The organism is Paenibacillus macerans (genome assembly GCF_900454495.1).
Taxonomy (GTDB): Bacteria; Bacillota; Bacilli; order Paenibacillales; family Paenibacillaceae; genus Fontibacillus; species Fontibacillus macerans.
Genome location: NZ_UGSI01000002.1, coordinates 697,307 through 713,918, shown reverse-complemented (window position 1 = coordinate 713,918; position 16,612 = coordinate 697,307). Strand labels below are relative to the sequence as shown.

The following is a 16,612-nucleotide window of genomic DNA, read 5'->3' as shown; positions in this document are numbered from 1 at the left end:
ACTATAGAAATAAAACGAAACAAGGAGCAGGAGACCCATGAATCAGGAGTGGTGGAAACAAAGCGTTGTCTATCAAATTTATCCGCGCAGCTTCAAAGACAGCGACGGGGACGGGATCGGCGACATCAAGGGGATTACGCAAAGCCTGGATCATTTGCAAAACCTGGGCGTCGACGTGATTTGGCTGTCGCCGGTTTACCGATCCCCCAACGATGATAACGGTTACGACATCAGCGATTACCGCGCCATTATGGATGAATTCGGAACGATGCGCGATTTCGACGAAATGCTGAGCGAAGCCCATGCCAGAAATATAAAAATCATGATGGATCTCGTCGTGAATCATACCTCGGACGAGCATTCCTGGTTTATCGCGTCGCGAAGCTCGAAGAGCAGCCCTTACCGCGATTATTACGTGTGGAGACCAGGGAAAAACGGAGGCCCTCCCAACAATTGGGGCTCTTTCTTCGGCGGAAGCGCCTGGGAATACGATCCCGTGACGGGAGAATATTATTTGCATCTGTTCAGCAAGAAGCAGCCCGATCTAAATTGGGAGAATCCGCAATTGCGCCGGGAAGTGTACGACCTGATGACCTTCTGGCTGAATAAAGGCGTGGACGGATTCCGAATGGATGTCGTTAATTTCATATCGAAGGATCAGCGTTTTTTGGACGGCGTTGTTGGCGATACGGCATATGGCGACGGCGGCCCCCACTTCACGAACGGCCCCCGCATTCATGAATTTCTTCGCGACATGAACCATGAGGTACTCGCCAAATACGACACGATCACGGTCGGCGAAATGCCGAACGTAGGCGTCGAGGAAGCAAAGCTGTACACGGCCAAGGAGCGCCGGGAGCTCAACATGGTGTTCCATTTCGAACACGTCGATGTCGGCAACGGCAAATTCGGGAAATGGTCCCCGCAGCCGTGGAAGCTCACGGATTTGAAGCAGATTTTCACAAGATGGCAAAAAGGGCTGGAAAAACAGGGTTGGAACAGCTTGTATTGGAGCAACCATGACCAGCCGCGGGCGATTTCCCGCTTCGGCAACGACAGCGAGGAATACCGCGAGGTATCCGGCAAAATGCTGGCCACCTGCCTGCATATGCTTAAGGGGACGCCTTACATTTACCAAGGCGAAGAGATCGGAATGACCAACGCAGCGTTTGAAACCGTGGATGAATACCGCGATATCGAAACTTTAAACACGTACAGAGATTACATTGCGGCCGGGCTACTCACCCGCGAGGAAATGATGAAGGCGATCCACGAACGCAGCCGCGACAACGCGCGCACGCCAATGCAGTGGACGGACGCGGAACATGCCGGATTTACGGCCGGTCAGCCTTGGATTGCCGTAAACCCGAACTACAGGCAGATCAATGTCGAAGCCGCAATGCGGGATCAAAATTCGATTTTCTATTATTATCAAAAACTGATCCGCCTGCGCAAGGAAAATCCGGTGATCGTGGACGGCGGCTACGAGCTGCTGTTGGACGACCATGAACAGATTTACGCGTACACACGAACCTTGCAGGAAGAACAACTGCTCGTGATCTGCAATTTTTCCGCGGAACGGCCTCAGTTCACGCTGCCGGAAGGCTTGAACCGTACCCGGGCAGAACTGCTTATCTCCAATTACGAGGGCGATGGAAAGGACGATTTCCGGTCTTTCCGGCTTAAGCCGTATGAAGCCAGAGTGTACCGGTTGAAATAAAGACCGCTTATTTTTCCGATAGAGAAGGAGAACTTATGAAGATAAAAAATGAAGCGATGCTGATTACGTACGCAGACAGCCTCGGGACGAACTTGAAGGAATTGAACCAGGTGCTGGACAAGCATTTGCAAGGAGTCGTCGGCGGCGTTCACCTGTTGCCTTTCTATCCTTCTTCAGGCGACCGTGGTTTTGCGCCCATGGACTACACCAAGGTCGATCCGGCCTTCGGCGATTGGTCCGATGTCGAGCAAATGAGCCAAAAATATTACATGATGTATGATTTCATGATTAATCATATCTCCCGGCAATCGCCGTATTTCCAGGATTTTCTGGAGAATAAAGACGAGTCCGCCTACAAGGATCTGTTTATCCGCTACAAAAACTTCTGGCCCGGCGGAGAGCCTACTCCGGAGGACGTGGATTTGATCTACAAGCGCAAACCGCGTGCCCCTTATGTAGAAGTAACCTTTAAGGACGGAAGCACGGAAAAGGTATGGTGCACCTTCGACGAGCAGCAGATCGACCTGGATGTAACGACCGACACCACGAAAAAGTTCATCCGCGACAATCTGACGTTCCTGGCCCAAAAAGGAGCCTCCATCATCCGGCTTGACGCCTTTGCTTACGCCAACAAAAAAATCGGCACGAACTGCTTTTTCGTGGAGCCGGATATTTGGGACATGCTGCGGTATTCCAAGGACATCATTTCCCCTTCCGGCATTACGGTCCTCCCGGAAATTCACGAGCATTACAGCATTCAGCTGAAAATCGCCGAGCAGGACTATTATGTGTATGACTTCGCCCTGCCAATGCTGGTGCTGCATGCCTTGTACAGCGGCCAGGTTCACCGGCTCGTTCATTGGCTTAACATTTGTCCGCGCAAACAGTTTACGACGCTGGATACCCATGACGGCATCGGGGTCGTCGACGTTAAGGACCTGCTGTCCGACGAGGAGTGCGAAATGACCCGGGAGAGCCTGTACAGTCAGGGCGCCAACGTCAAAAAGATTTACAGCACGGAAGCCTACAACAATCTCGATATTTACCAGATCAACTGCACCTACTACTCGGCGCTCGGCAACAATGACCAGAGCTACTTGTTGGCGCGGGCGATTCAGTGCTTCGCCCCGGGCATCCCGCAAATCTATTATGTAGGTTTGCTTGCCGGCGAAAATGATATTGAGCTGCTGGAGCGCACCAAAGAGGGGCGGAACATCAACCGTCATTATTACACGCTGGAGGAAATCGAACGCGAAGTGGAGCGTCCTGTCGTGAAACAGTTGTTCCGGCTGCTGAAGTTTAGAAACACCTGCCCGGCGTTTGACGGAACCGTCGAAGCCGAGCAAGCGGACATCAACAATTTGCGGATCATTTGGAAAAACGGCGCCTCCGAAGCGAAGCTGGAAGCCAACCTGGCCACCAAGGAATTCAGCATCCGATACAAAGACGCAGGGACAAACTGGACCTTATTGATGTAGTTTTGCAAGCGAAGAGATCATGCTTAAAAAATCGGCGCCTGTCAGGGATAAAACTTCCCAAAGACAGGCGCTTCCATATTGGCTCAACATTTGGTCATCCGCCCTGAGCGGCTGAATTCAAGATTGCTTTTTCAGCCTCGCCACCTGCTCTTCGGTTAGCCCCGTAACTTTAGCGACCAGCGATGTCTCCATTCCCTCGCGAAGCATATTAAGCGCCGCCTTTTCCATGCCCACGGCTATACCTTGTTCAATCCCTTTCTCTATGCCTTGCTCAATCCCTTTTCCCAAACCTTTCTGCAAGCCTTCCTTCAAGCCTTCCTCGTATCCCAAACGACTCCACGCGGGCATCAGTTCCATAATAGACTCACCTACCTCCGGGTTTTGTTCCTTCAACTCTTCCAGCAACCGCTTATCTTCCTCGGGATCGGTATTGAAATACAGATCCGCCACCGACATGATCAGGGCCATTCGCGCATCATCCAACCTTCCTTGCAGCCGTAAAATCATTCGTAAATACGCCAGGCGTATTTCTCGCTCTTCCCCCTTAGTATAGCCCATTTTCGCCAGCAGCGCAGCAGCCACCGGATTGGCGGAATCGATAAACTGCCGCCAAAGTTTCTTCCTTAGCTCCACCTTCATAAATTCAAACCGCAAAATCGGCTGCTGCGGCGTGCTCATCACCAGCGTATTTTTCTCCTCCTTAGCCTCGTCCGTCGTAAAGACGGCAATCGGAATAATGAGTTTATATTCCTTCCGATGCCGCTCAAACAAACGGCTGAAATAGATGAACATTCGCTCATGGAAGTCGTTCTCCTGGTAGGATTGCGGCTCAATGTGGATCAATATGTAGGCGTCCAGCTCCAAGTATCTCGTTTCCAGCAGCAGATCCAGGGTCCGCTTCTCCTCGCCAACGATATCTACAAGCAGCTCCTGCATTAAAAAACGCGTATGACGATGATCGAGCAGCTTGTCGAGTTCAGGAAAAAACAGTTCAATGAACTCCGCAAAAAAGGTTTGCAGCAGCTTCTTGAACGCTTCGTCATGCGGGGTAAACGGCCTGCCTTCCGGCCATTTCGCTTTCTTTTCTCTTACCGCTAGTTCATAAGCACTCATGATTAACCCTTCCTCTCCCACAATGGGCAATTTTCAACGAAAAAAAAGCACACCGCCACAACGCCCCTTGGGCACCGGCAAGTGTGCTTCACTTTTTCATTTTCATTTGTATATCTTAAGCTATTTCATCAATCAGTATGGGAAGCAAAGCCAGAAGGACCTTATTTGATCAAAAACAAGCTGAAATGTTCTGTTTTCACCTGAATAAGGTCTCTGGTGTCCGTTACATTCAAAATCGCGCCGCTTTTCGGTCCAATTCACGGATCAGGCTTGGAAAAAGCGCCTTTTGAACCACGCCTCAGCTTGGCGAGGATAAGGCCGCGTCGGCCAAAGCCAGAGCGCCGGCCAGTCCGGCATTGTCGCCAAGCCCCGGCGGAACGATATAATCGGCGATTCCCTCACGCAAGCTTGGGTGCTGAATGTACCCATTCAGCAAATTCTGCAGCTTGTCCGCGATCAGCGGGAAGAGCTGGCTCTGCTTCATGACTCCGCCGCCCATAATGATCTTTTGCGGAGAAAGCACGAGAATATAGTTCATCAATGCCTGCGCCAAGTAATAGGCCTCCATTTCCCAAGCCGGATGGTCGGGAGGAAGATCCGCGCCGTTGGCGACTCCCCAGCGTTTGACGAGGGCCGGACCGGCGGCCAAGCCTTCCAGGCAATCCCCGTGGTAAGGACATGTGCCTTCATATTTATCGTCCGGATGACGGCGCACGAGAATATGCCCCATTTCGGGATGGGACAAGCCGTGAATCAGCCCTCCGTTTAAAGCGGATCCGGCCCCGATTCCCGTTCCGACCGTGATGTAAAGGCAATTATCCAGTCCTTGGGCCGCACCCCAGCGTAATTCGCCCAGCGCCGCCCCGTTTACGTCCGTGTCAAAGCCTACCTTGCAGTTCTTGGCCTTCAGAACGGCCCCAACGAGATCAAAGTTGCTCCAGTACGGCTTCGGGGTCGTCGTGATATAACCATAGGTTGGGCTCCCCGGAATCGGATCGATCGGTCCAAACGAGCCGATGCCCATGGCCTCAATCTCCTTATCCCGGAAATAATCGTGCACCCGGCCCATCGTCTCTTCCGGCGTCGTCGTCGGAAAGCTGACCCGGTCCAGAATCGTGCCGTCCTCATGGCCGATACCGCATACAAATTTAGTTCCTCCGGCTTCAATAGCCCCCAGCAATTTCAATGATGCCAACCTCCATTTTCAGCTTGCGGATAAGATAGTATGACGAACGTTACCATATCAGTCTCTAAAAAAATTATACCATGATATCGGCCGCGTTAATAGAAGATCCTATCCGTTTCCCGAACCCAACACCTCGGCCGTCCACCTGCCGATCAGGCGCTCGCGGTTTTTGCCGGCCCATTCGAGGTCGTATGGAATGGCATTCAGTTTCTCCAAAGGAATGGCTTCCTCGGGTGCAACGGCGTCGGGATTCGTCAACTGCTGGTAATTGCCGACCTGCTTGCCGAGTTCCTGAGCTTGCTTGGTCAGCGCCCAATCGACGAACTGCCGGGCCTCCTCCTGATTCGGACCGCCCTTGATGATGCCGACCGCCCCGATTTCGTAGCCGGTTCCTTCGGTTGGAAAGTTAATGACAAGATTTTGAAACCCTTCCTTGTAATATTTGAGCGCATCATGAGCGAACATGACCGCCGTGCCTGACTCCCCCATGCCTACCGTTCGCCCGGGAACGCTCCCGGAGGTGGTGTAAACGACATTTTGCAGGTGCAGCCGGCGCAAATAGTCAAACGCCTGATCCTCGCCGAACAACTGCACAAGCGTAGCCAGCGTCGTATAGGCGGTTCCCGATGAACGGGGGTCCGCCATCGAAATCATCCCCCGGTACTCCGGCTGCAGCAGGTCATTCCACGATTGAGGAGCTTGCAACCCTACCTCCTGCAGCCAGGTTTTGTTGGACACAAACGCGATGGAACCGACGTAAATTCCTGTCCAATATCCGCTCGGATCGCGATACTCACGGGGGATCGATGCGGCATTTTGCGAAAGATACGGTTCCAGCAAGCCCTCGGTTTTCGCCTGAATAAACGTATCCGCCGGTCCGCCATACCAAACGCTCGCTTTGGGCGCGTTCCGCTCCCCCCGGATTCGCGCCAGGATTTCCCCGCTCGACATCCGCACATAATTCACTTTAATGCCGGTCTGCTTCTGGAACGTCTCGATCGCCTTGATGGCGTGATCCTCATACAGTCCCGCATACACCGTCAACGTACCTTGACTCTCCCTGCCGCAAGCGGCCAGAAGCGGCGATATCATAAGGAACAGCAGCAATATGCCTAAAGTTATTCGTTTCATGCCGCCCCTCTCCCCCTTGCTTGATGTCATCCGAACGTGATGTTTTGGGTTAAATCACATGAAGTGCGTCTTCGGCAAACTGCAGCGATACATTGGCTCCGACCGCGTAAACTTTCTCCTGGATCGGGTTATGCTCGGTAATTTGGAACAACTGGCCGGCAAACTGCACTTCGTATTCCTGCGTTTGGCCCATGAATACGCTCTTTCGCACGACACCCAGGTGCGCCGATTCATTGGACAAGGATACGGCTTCCGGGCGGATTACGACGGTAACGCGGTCTCCCGCCTTAAAACCGTCCCGGCGAATCCGCAGCAAACCTGCGTCCGTCTCCACCAGCAGCCGGCCTGCCTCCGTTCCTTTCACCGTCCCCTCCATAAAGTTGGCGGTTCCGATAAAGTCCGCCACAAACTTCGTTTTGGGGCGCTGGTAAATCTCCATCGGCGTACCGACCTGCTCGATTTTCCCTTTATTCATAACGATGACTTTATCGCTCATGCTCATCGCTTCGCTTTGATCATGCGTGACATAAACGGCCGTAATGCCGATCTGCTGCTGAATCCGCCGGATTTCGTCCCGCATCACCAAACGCAGCTTGGCATCCAGGTTGGACAACGGCTCGTCAAACAGCAGCACGCCAGGCTCCATCACGAGCGCTCTGGCCAGGGCAACCCGCTGCTGCTGCCCGCCCGACAATTGGCTCGGCATCCGGTCCCGGTAATCCCGCAAATTCATTATATCCAATACGGATTCAACTTTCGAGCTAATCTCCGACTTGGTCAGCTTCTTAATTTTGAGCCCGTAAGCGATATTGTCAAAAACATTCAAATGCGGGAACAGGGCATAGGATTGGAACACCATCGTGCAGTCCCTCCGGTTTGGAGGTATCCCGTCGACCGCCTCATTCCCGAAATAAATATGCCCTTCGGTAATCTCCTCGAATCCGGCAATCATGCGCAGCGTCGTCGTTTTGCCGCAACCTGAAGGGCCGAGCAGAGTGACGAACTCGCCCTCTCCGATGCTCAGATCAACCCCGGTTACCGCGTACGACCGTTCGCCTTTGTCGTTCACGAAGGCCTTCGATATATTTTTAAGAGTGACAGATTTAGCCATAAACAATACCTCCTTCAAGAATGGGCGCCAATTAAACGGATCGTTCTTTGCCGCCCATCCATTTCACCAGCAAGTTGATTAGCGCCAGAGCAACGATCATGATGAGAATCAGAATCGTACAGTAAGCGCTGGCCACGCCGATCCGGCCCGCCTCGACCTGCGCCAGAATCGACGCCGTAATGAGATTATATTTGGCCGAAATAAGGAAAATCACGGCGCTCATCGCGGTCATGCTTTTGACAAAGCTGTTGACGAGGCCGCTGAAGAAAGCGGACTTGATCAGTGGCAACACTACGCTGGTGAACACTTTACGTCCCCCGGCTCCCAGATTCGTCGCGGCCTCTTCGATGCTCGGGTCGATTTGCTGCAAGGCGGCGATCCCGGAACGAATGCCCACCGGCATGGAACGTACGACGAAGGCGGCCACGATAATCATTCCTGTTCCCGTCAACGCCAGCGGTGCCTTATTGAAGGCAAGAATATAACCGATCCCGATGACCGTGCCCGGCACGGCAATCGACAGCATGCTGATCACCTCCAGCGCCTTTTTGCCGAAGAAACGCTTGCGGACAATCAGGAAGGCGATGATCATCCCCAGCAGACCGGCGACCGGAGTGGCGACGACAGCCAGCGTCAGCGTGTCCTTGATCGCTTTTTGCCCGATGGAGAATACGTATTTGTAATGGTCCAGGGTCAGGCTGTTGTTGATCCCCCACAGCTTGATGAACGATCCGACCGGTACCAGAGCATAAAAAGCGATAACGGCCAGCGACATGATCAAGCAAAAAGCGAATAACCCTTGTTTAACGGCCCCGGACTCAATCATTCTCCGCTGTCCCGTCGGTTTGCCCGTTACCGTGACATAGCTTTTTTTACCCACCCAGAAGTTTTGCAAAATATACACGATAATCGTAACCGTAAGCAAAATCATCGCCAGAGCCGCGCCCGCTTGCAAATTATAGCTTCCGACCGCCTGCAAATAGATTTCCCTGGCAACGGTAGAGTAGTTCCCTCCGATCGTCATCGGATTGCCAAAATCGGCCAGAGATTGGACAAACACTAGTAAAAACGCGTTGGCTATCCCAGGAACCGAGAGCGGCAAAGTAACGCTAAGGAACGTCTTCAACCGGCTGGCCCCCATATTTTGACTCGCTTCCTCCAAAGAAGGGCTGATCGAACGAAGCAGACCCGACAGCGTCAGAAACGCGATTGGAAAAAACGATAGCGTCTGCACCAGCACCAGGCCATGCAGCCCGTATATGTTGGCGTTTTCGAGGCCCAGCAAATTTTTGGTGATCAAGCCCTGTTTTCCGAACAGCAGCATCGCGGATAACGCGATCACAAAGGGCGGAGATATGACCGGTAAAATAGCAATTCCGTTAAACAGCTTCTTAAACGGCACCTTTACATAAGCGAACGTATAGGCGAATACATAGGCGATCGCTGTGGACAGCGTCGACGTCAATACGGCCAGGATCAGGGAATTCACCAGGGATTGCAGCAACCCTCCCCCGGAGAGTACCCGCTGATAACCTTGAATGCCAACCTCGCCGGCGGAGCCGACGAAGCTGGACTTTAGAATCTGGAATAACGGATAGACGATAAAAACGACTAAGCAGAGCATGACCAACACGATCAGAATCGGCAGGAGCGGCTCGCGCTTGAATCTTTTGAACATGGCGCTCATTCCAGCTCTCTCCTCACAGTTATTTTTTGACCTCGGCGCTCCATTTGTCGATCAAGCGCTGGCGTTCCTTTCCGGCTTCAACCACGTCATAATCAATCGTTCTGATATCGGACAGGTTCAAGGCTTGTTCCGGCCCTACCGCATCCGGGTTCGTCAGGTTTTGGAAGCTGCCCACCGTTTTGCCAAGCTCCTGTGCTCCCGGAGACAAGGCCCAATCGACGAATTTTTGCGCGAGCTCCTCGTTTTTCGTGTTTTTGATGATGCCGATTGAGCCTGTCTCATACCCCGTACCGTCTTGTGGGACCGTCAGCACGAGGCTGTCAAAGCCTTCTTCCTGATACTTGATAATGTCATGCGCAAACAAAATACCTACGCCGGCTTCGCCCATGCCGACCATCCGGCCCGGAGCGGCGCCGCTTGTCGTATACTGCTGAATTTGCGGATGCAGGCTTTTGAGGTACTCAAAACCTTTCTCCTCGCTGCCCATCACCTTCAACACCGAATACATGGCCGTGTATGCCGTACCGGAAGAAGCCGGGTCCGCCATAACGATTTCGCCCTTAAACGCCGGATTAAGCAGGTCCGCCCATTTCGTCGGGGCCTGTACGCCTTTCTTCTCCAAAAATTCCTTGTTGGAGGCAAAACCGACAGCGCCTACGTACACGCCGGTCCAGTAGCCTTCCGGGTCTTTATACTTTGCGTCGATTTTCTCGGCAACCGGCGATTGATAAGGCTGCAGCAGCCCCTCGCTTGCCGCTTGCACGAACGTGTCGGCCGGCCCGCCATACCAAACGTCCGCTTGCGGATTGTCTTTTTCGGCCCGAACCTTGGCCAGGATCTCCCCCGCCGACATCCGGATCATGCTGGCTTCGATGCCGGTGTCTTCCGTAAACTTCTTGATGGCGGCTACCGCATGGTCTTCCTGAAAACCAATATAGACCGTCAGCTTGCCTTGAGGCTTGTCCGCAGCGTCTTTCCCCGCCTTATCCCCTGCAGCATGGTTTCCGCCCGCCGATCCGCAGCCTGAAAACAGCATGGCGGCCATCGTCAACGCGGCAACGGAACTGATCCATTTTTTCTTTCTCATCTTGAAATCCCCCTTCGCTATTTATGAGTCAATTATATTGGCTGCGCTTACAATACTGTGAGTCCAAGTCTTTGCCACTTCTTTCGGCAAAAAAACGGACACGCCAAAAAAGCCCGACCCCGCCTCTCCAAGGCGAAATCGGACTTTCTTTATACGGTCGGAAGCTACCCCTTGAACCAACCAAACAACGCATGGACCAGCACGCCGATTACCGAGAAATCGCTGTCGGCAAACGTCGCCCGCAGATAGCCGAGATTCGACAACAGCGGAATCAGAAACACCGGCAGGATCGTGATTGCAAACCCGTGGCATAGAGAGGATACGATCAATCCCTTGCGCCCTCCGATTCTATAGGCGATGACGCCAGCCGTTCCTCCGGAGAAGAAATGCGGAATAACCCCGGGAATAATGACCGTGTACTGAACCTGCAGCAGAACGGCCATCGCCGCCAGCCCGCCGGCAAAGCTGAGCAAAAAGCCGATCATCGCCGAAAACGGCGAAAATTTGAACAATACCGGACAATCCAGGGCGGGAATGGCTCCCGGCACGATCCGGTCGGCAATGCCTTTGAAAGCGGGGACGATTTCGGACAGCAGCATGCGTACGCCGGCCAAAATAACGTAACAGCCGCCTGCGAACCAGGTGGCCTGAATCAGTGAAACCACCAGAATATGCCGGCCGGAGAACATTTCCGCGACCCCGCCGGAAGAGACGAAGAGCCCCGAGAAAAGGAATAACACGAACGTAAATACCGTAATCACGACCATATGGTCCTGGAAAAAGGAGCGCAGCTTCTGAAGTCCCGGCGACTCCGGCGGCTCCTTCCCTTTTCTGAACCAGGAGGCGATAAACCCGCTTAGAACATAGCCGGCGCTGTTGAAATGCCCGAGCGCAAAATCATCGTTTCCCGTTACCCGCCGAACATAAGGCTGCGCGATCAGCGGGGCAAAAGACATGCACAAAGCCAGAACCACGCCGCCGCTAAGCGCCACCTGCCATAACGGGATGGACATCGACACCAAGACCCCCGCCAGCAAAGAAGCCATGAACAGCATATGATGTCCGGTCAAAAAGATGTATTTCACCGGTGTGAACCGGGCGATCATCAGGTGAACGATCATCCCGGCCAGCATAATGAGCGCGATTTCCTCGCCATAATTGATTTGCGCCAGCGCGGTAATCGTCTCGTTATGCGGAATAATGCCGATAATTTGGAATCCTTTCTGAATGACCGCCGATAAATTCGACAAGGAGGAGCCGGCGGCGTTAGCTCCGATTTGCAATAGTGTGTATCCGAGCATCGTTTTGATCGTACCGTGAATGAGTCTTTGAAACGGCTGCTTCTGCAGCAGCAATCCGACAAACGCGATTAATCCGAGCAGCAGGGCGGGTTCCCCAAGCAGTCCCTTGCTGATGATTTGCGTCGCATTCATGGGTAACCCCCCGTCTTGTGGTAAATTCCGTAAGTTTGTTGCGCTAGTCCAGCCAACTGCGGACCGTAACGCTTTCCTTGAGCCGGGCTTTTAAATATTGGCGGTCCGTAATGTCCTCCAGCCCGATCGTCTCCGCATTCCCGCCAATGTGCAGCGATTCCATATGGTAGCTGGAGCCTATAATCAAATCGGCATCATCAAAGGCATCAACCGAGGTAATGTCCGTATGTTCGATTTGGGCCTTTATTCCCCACTCCTTCATAAGCGCCTCCACATTCAGCCGGATCATCAGGCTCGTCCCCAGACCGCTGTTGCAAGCAACGATGATCTTTTTCATAAGCCCTCCTTCTCCCGCAGCTTTCGCCACACGCCTTCCGCATCCACGGTTTGCCGCAAATCGGCCATAAATGACTCATCATTCATGACATCAAGCAGCGTTCCGAGCGCGGTCACATGCCGCTCCTTATCGATGGCCGCCAAAGTAATCACAAGCCAAACCGGCTGCGCGGACGGCCCGAACGCCAGCGCCTCGCGAAAGGTCAGCAAACTGAAGCCCGTTCTTGTCACGCACTCCGGCATGTACACGTGGGGAAAAGCCACCCCTGAACGTATAATAAAAGGATGCTTGTTGGAACGAATGATTTCGAGCAGGGCATCCCCGTATTTGGCGTCCGCAACGCCCCTTTCGATCAGCAGCCGGTTCCCCTCGCGAACGGCGTCCTCCCATGGAACAGGAGCTAGTCCAAGGCGGATGGAGACCGGCGGCAACAGCGAAGTGAGCGCATAGTCCTCATAAGGCCCCTTGTCCACCCCGCTTCCGCCCTGAAACAGATGCAGCAGTTCCTCCAGCAAGCGGTTCCGGTTATGGATATGGGCATTTCGCTCAACCGCTTGAAAAATATCGTTAACCGCTTGCACGGCCGCCGCCGCCGCAGCCGGTTCGCCCGAAGGAGAAACGCCCAGAAAGCCGGCAATTCGCTGCTGATCATGCTGATCGAGCAGCGGCGATACTTTAACCCACGGCACCTGCAGCGGATGGCTGATCTCCATCGTGCTAATCATCGCGTCCGCTTCTCCTAGCGTGATGCTTACGGCTTCCTTATACGAATACGTACCTGCAATATCGACTTGGGGAAAAATAACGGCCATCCGCCGCTTCAGCATCGCCGAAGTGCCGAGACCCGAACCGCATACAATCGCCACGCGCTTGCGCACGGGCGCCTTAGGAGGAATCAGCCCGCTCCCGATATGGAGCATAATATAACCGACCTCGTCCCGGTCGAAGACGATGGACCACGGTTCCATCACCTCGTTCACTACCCGCTCCAGCAAGTTGAGCAGCGTGCCGTACTGCGCCTCCAATTGCCGCATCAGCGGATTTTTCGACTGCAGCCCAAACTTTGCGCGGTAAATGGCCGGCTTCAAATGAATGGCCAAGCCCTGGACAATCTGTTCAGCCATTTGCAGCGGACGGCCCAAAGCCCGCTCGATGCGGATCACCATTTGCTCCGCCAGCTCGGCGATCATCAACTCCTCGGCCGGCAGGCTTTGCTTCTGGGCGCCGAGGATATGCTGGGTAATATAGCCGATTTCCGCCGCGGGCAGCTTTACCCCGAAATGCCTTTCAATCCGCGGCGCCGCTTCCGTCTTGATCTGTTCATATACGTCATGGCCTTGCAGCTCGGAAAGCGATTCACGGTCCATCTCAATCGAATGCGTTTCTTTCAGCCGCTCCATCGCCATCAGCATATGAAGGATCAATGTGGAATATCCGGCGTCCGTAAACTGAACGCCCATCTTTTCCTCCAGTTGTTGTATCGTATCAAACAGCATGGCCGCATCTCCGGCCTTGAACCATTCCTTCCACGGCTGAAGCCGCAAATGGGGTTCTTCCCGCTCCCGCTGATCAAGGATATACCGAAGCAGCCGGTCGTCCGTAATTTCGTCGCGAAGCAAACTTAAATAAGCTCTTCGCTTCAGCTTCTCCGGCCCTTCGATGTAAAGCGCTCCCCGGTCACGGACCAAGGATAGCCCCCACCGCCCGAGCCGCTGCTTAATTTCGTTCAAGTCTTGCAATAGCGTATTTTTGCTAATCCCGAATTCTTCCATGATCTCCTTGACGGACAGTGCCGCCGCCTGCAAGAGCTGTTTGAGCAACAAGCCGATTCGCTGTTCCGCATCCATATAATCGGGCCGCTGCTCCATATGAACTGCAAGGCGCTCCGACTGACCGGGCCCAAGCCGCAGCCGAACGCCGGCGGAGCGGTCCCGTTCCAGACGCACTCCCCGCTCTCTGAGCCAATCCTCCAGGTGCAGCAAATCGCTCCGTACCGTTCGCAGGGAGATCCCGTAATCATCCGCCAATTTCTGCAGGGGAATAAAGACGGCTCCCTCGCTCTCCATCAGTTGTCCGAGCATTCTCTGTTGTCTGCTTGATATCATAATGTCACCCTGCGGTTCGCAATTTTGTATGCGCTATCATAAATTTATTATTACATATTTGCTTGGCGAGATATAGGGCATTCGTCGAAAAAAGTCGCCGAGCATCATCCGTTAGCGAGGATGCGGCCCCCGCAAACGTAACCGCGGGGCCAGTATCAGACCTGTACCATGGGCCAAGATTCAAAAGAGGCCAACCCGCATCGACGGGTTGGCCTCCGTTAAACCATATGCGCTTATTCGTAGCTGAGTTCCGGATAGATCGGGAATTTATCGGTTAGTTCGACAACTTGCTGACGGGCTTTAGCCAGAGCAGCCTCGTCTTTCGGGTTCTTCAGGACAAGCGCGATAATCTGCCCGATCGACTTCATCGCCTCCTGATCCATGCCCCGCGAGGTTACGGCCGGCGTGCCGATCCGGATGCCGCTCGTTACGAACGGGCTTGTCGGGTCGAACGGAATCGCGTTTTTGTTGACCGTGATGCCGATCGAATCCAGCACATGCTCAGCGTCTTTACCGGTGATGTTCAGGTTGCGGGTATCGACGAGCATCAAATGGTTGTCCGTACCGCCGGATACGATGTTCAGGCCTTCGGCCAGCAGCGTTTCGGCCAGCACTTTGGCGTTTTTGACCACATTTTCCGCATAAGTTTTGAAGGAAGGCTGCAGCGCCTCGCCGAGCGCAACCGCTTTGGAAGCGATCACGTGCATCAGCGGTCCGCCTTGCGTGCCCGGGAACACCGCTTTGTCGATCGCGGCCGCCCATGGCTGACGGCATAGGATCAGGCCGCCGCGCGGACCGCGCAGCGTCTTGTGCGTCGTGGTGGTCACAAAATGAGCGTGCGGTACCGGATTCGGATGAAGTCCCGCCGCAACAAGGCCGGCAATATGCGCCATATCGACCATGAACAAAGCCCCTACGTCACTCGCGATCGAGGCCAGCTTCTCGAAATCGATGATCCGCGGATAAGCGCTCGCGCCGGCAACGATCAACCGCGGACGGTGCTTGAAGGCCGCTTTGCGCACTTCATCGTAATCGATCAGGAACGTGTCTTCCTGTACGCCGTATGCCACGAAATTATACAGTAAACCGGATGCGTTGACCGGGCTGCCGTGGGTCAAATGGCCGCCGTGAGCCAGGTTCATCCCCAGCACGGTGTCCCCCGGTTTAAGCGCGGCCAGATAGACCGCCATGTTGGCCTGGGCGCCGGAGTGCGGCTGCACGTTGGCATGCTCGGCGCCGAACAGTTCCTTGGCGCGGTCGCGGGCGATGTTCTCCACGATATCGACGCGTTCACAGCCGCCGTAATAACGTTTGCCCGGATAACCTTCGGCGTATTTGTTGGTGAGCACCGAACCCATCGCTTCCATCACCGCTTCGCTGACGATATTTTCGGAAGCGATCAGCTCGATATTGTTGCGCTGGCGCTTCAGTTCCAGGTTCATCGCTTCCAGCACGGCCGGATCTTGTTTTCTCAAGTTTTCCATTGTTAAATTCCTCCTTGGAATAATATACAATTGCAGATGACTTGTTCCCCAGCAAAATCTCATACCCGATTACGAATCACAGCGCACCTTTACTGGCAATGCGGGGCGTTCCCGTCCGCAGCCTGCGGCAGCGCGTAGACCGCCCGCTCTCCGCCGATCAGCTTCGGGCGCGCCCAGGCTGCGGTCACGCGGGCCATGCCGATCATCCGGCGCGAAGGGCGGAAAGGCACCGCCACGCGGCGCAGATGCATCCCGATAAGCGTCTCGCCGATGTCGATCCCGGCGTGAGCCTCCAGGCTCTCGGCCAGGCAAGGATCGGCAAACCGGCGGTAAGCGGCCGCCGCCATCGATCCGCCGGCTTTCGGCACGGGCACGGCCGCCACCTCCGTCAGGCGAAGCCGCTCCAGAACCGTACGCTCCACCACCAGGGCGCGGTTCAAATGCTCGCAGCATTGAAAGGCGAGGTCAAAGCCGAATTTGCCGCGAACCTGCTCGAGCCCGTCAAACAGCGCGGCGGCAATGTCTTCCGCTCCGCCGGTGCCGATTCTGCGGCCCGCCACTTCGCTGGTGCTGGCGCCGACCACCAGCAATTTCCCCGGGCCAAGCTTGGCCGCCGCCGCCAATTCCCCGGCAATTTCCGCCACCTGGTCCCGGATGTTTCCGAGTTCTCCTTTTTCCATGCATCCGGCCTCCTTCAGTCTTAAGTGAAGAACCTCCATAGAGTCTGTCCTTATTATACC

Annotated in this window: 13 protein-coding genes; 2 read left to right on the top strand and 11 right to left on the bottom strand. The window is 54.4% G+C overall.

Annotated features, from left to right (window positions below; translation table 11 throughout):
* Nucleotides 1-37: 37 nt before the first annotated feature.
* Together DYE26_RS26285 and gtfA are read left to right on the top strand one after the other, a co-directional pair.
* Nucleotides 38-1,720: a glycoside hydrolase family 13 protein gene (locus tag DYE26_RS26285; protein WP_036619214.1), complete on the top strand. Its 1,683-nt coding sequence runs from the start codon at nucleotides 38-40 to the stop codon at nucleotides 1,718-1,720.
* 35 nt (nucleotides 1,721-1,755) lie between these two features.
* Nucleotides 1,756-3,198 (top strand): sucrose phosphorylase, encoded by a 1,443-nt coding sequence (gene gtfA, locus DYE26_RS26280; RefSeq protein WP_036619212.1) that lies wholly within the window; start codon nucleotides 1,756-1,758, stop codon nucleotides 3,196-3,198.
* A gap of 117 nt (nucleotides 3,199-3,315) precedes the next feature.
* Here gtfA and DYE26_RS26275 read toward each other — a convergent pair whose 3' ends face one another.
* From DYE26_RS26275 to DYE26_RS26225, 11 genes are all read right to left on the bottom strand, one after another.
* Entirely contained in the window at nucleotides 3,316-4,311 is a 996-nt protein-coding gene (locus tag DYE26_RS26275) for an Rpn family recombination-promoting nuclease/putative transposase (RefSeq protein ID WP_051985217.1), read from the bottom strand.
* Nucleotides 4,312-4,609: 298 nt separating this feature from the next.
* Nucleotides 4,610-5,497 carry an ROK family protein gene (locus tag DYE26_RS26270; RefSeq protein ID WP_051985216.1) on the bottom strand — a complete coding sequence of 296 codons (888 nt, stop codon included), beginning with the start codon at nucleotides 5,495-5,497 and terminating at the stop codon, nucleotides 4,610-4,612.
* Nucleotides 5,498-5,605: 108 nt separating this feature from the next.
* The gene (locus DYE26_RS26265) at nucleotides 5,606-6,628 is read right to left on the bottom strand and encodes an ABC transporter substrate-binding protein (RefSeq protein WP_036619209.1); all 1,023 of its coding nucleotides are present in this window, start codon (nucleotides 6,626-6,628) and stop codon (nucleotides 5,606-5,608) included.
* A 49-nt stretch (nucleotides 6,629-6,677) separates the two neighbouring features.
* The gene (locus DYE26_RS26260; RefSeq protein WP_036619208.1) at nucleotides 6,678-7,739 is read right to left on the bottom strand and encodes an ABC transporter ATP-binding protein; all 1,062 of its coding nucleotides are present in this window, start codon (nucleotides 7,737-7,739) and stop codon (nucleotides 6,678-6,680) included.
* A 31-nt stretch (nucleotides 7,740-7,770) separates the two neighbouring features.
* Nucleotides 7,771-9,426, bottom strand: coding sequence for an ABC transporter permease (locus DYE26_RS26255; RefSeq protein WP_036619206.1), 1,656 nt, complete (start codon nucleotides 9,424-9,426; stop codon nucleotides 7,771-7,773).
* Nucleotides 9,427-9,445: 19 nt separating this feature from the next.
* Complete coding sequence (locus DYE26_RS26250) at nucleotides 9,446-10,513, bottom strand: ABC transporter substrate-binding protein (RefSeq protein ID WP_036619205.1); 1,068 nt, start codon at nucleotides 10,511-10,513, stop codon at nucleotides 9,446-9,448.
* A 164-nt stretch (nucleotides 10,514-10,677) separates the two neighbouring features.
* Entirely contained in the window at nucleotides 10,678-11,946 is a 1,269-nt protein-coding gene (locus DYE26_RS26245; RefSeq protein ID WP_036619204.1) for a PTS ascorbate transporter subunit IIC, read from the bottom strand.
* Nucleotides 11,947-11,989: 43 nt separating this feature from the next.
* Nucleotides 11,990-12,283 (bottom strand): PTS sugar transporter subunit IIB, encoded by a 294-nt coding sequence (locus tag DYE26_RS26240; protein WP_036619203.1) that lies wholly within the window; start codon nucleotides 12,281-12,283, stop codon nucleotides 11,990-11,992.
* Nucleotides 12,280-14,388 carry a BglG family transcription antiterminator gene (locus DYE26_RS26235; RefSeq protein ID WP_082207637.1) on the bottom strand — a complete coding sequence of 703 codons (2,109 nt, stop codon included), beginning with the start codon at nucleotides 14,386-14,388 and terminating at the stop codon, nucleotides 12,280-12,282. The genes DYE26_RS26240 and DYE26_RS26235 overlap by 4 nt, the downstream gene beginning before the upstream one ends.
* 233 nt (nucleotides 14,389-14,621) lie before the next feature.
* Nucleotides 14,622-15,872, bottom strand: coding sequence for a serine hydroxymethyltransferase (gene glyA, locus DYE26_RS26230; RefSeq protein ID WP_036619201.1), 1,251 nt, complete (start codon nucleotides 15,870-15,872; stop codon nucleotides 14,622-14,624).
* Nucleotides 15,873-15,961: 89 nt separating this feature from the next.
* Nucleotides 15,962-16,552 (bottom strand): TIGR01440 family protein, encoded by a 591-nt coding sequence (locus tag DYE26_RS26225; protein WP_036619200.1) that lies wholly within the window; start codon nucleotides 16,550-16,552, stop codon nucleotides 15,962-15,964.
* Between the last annotated feature and the right edge of the window lie 60 nt (nucleotides 16,553-16,612).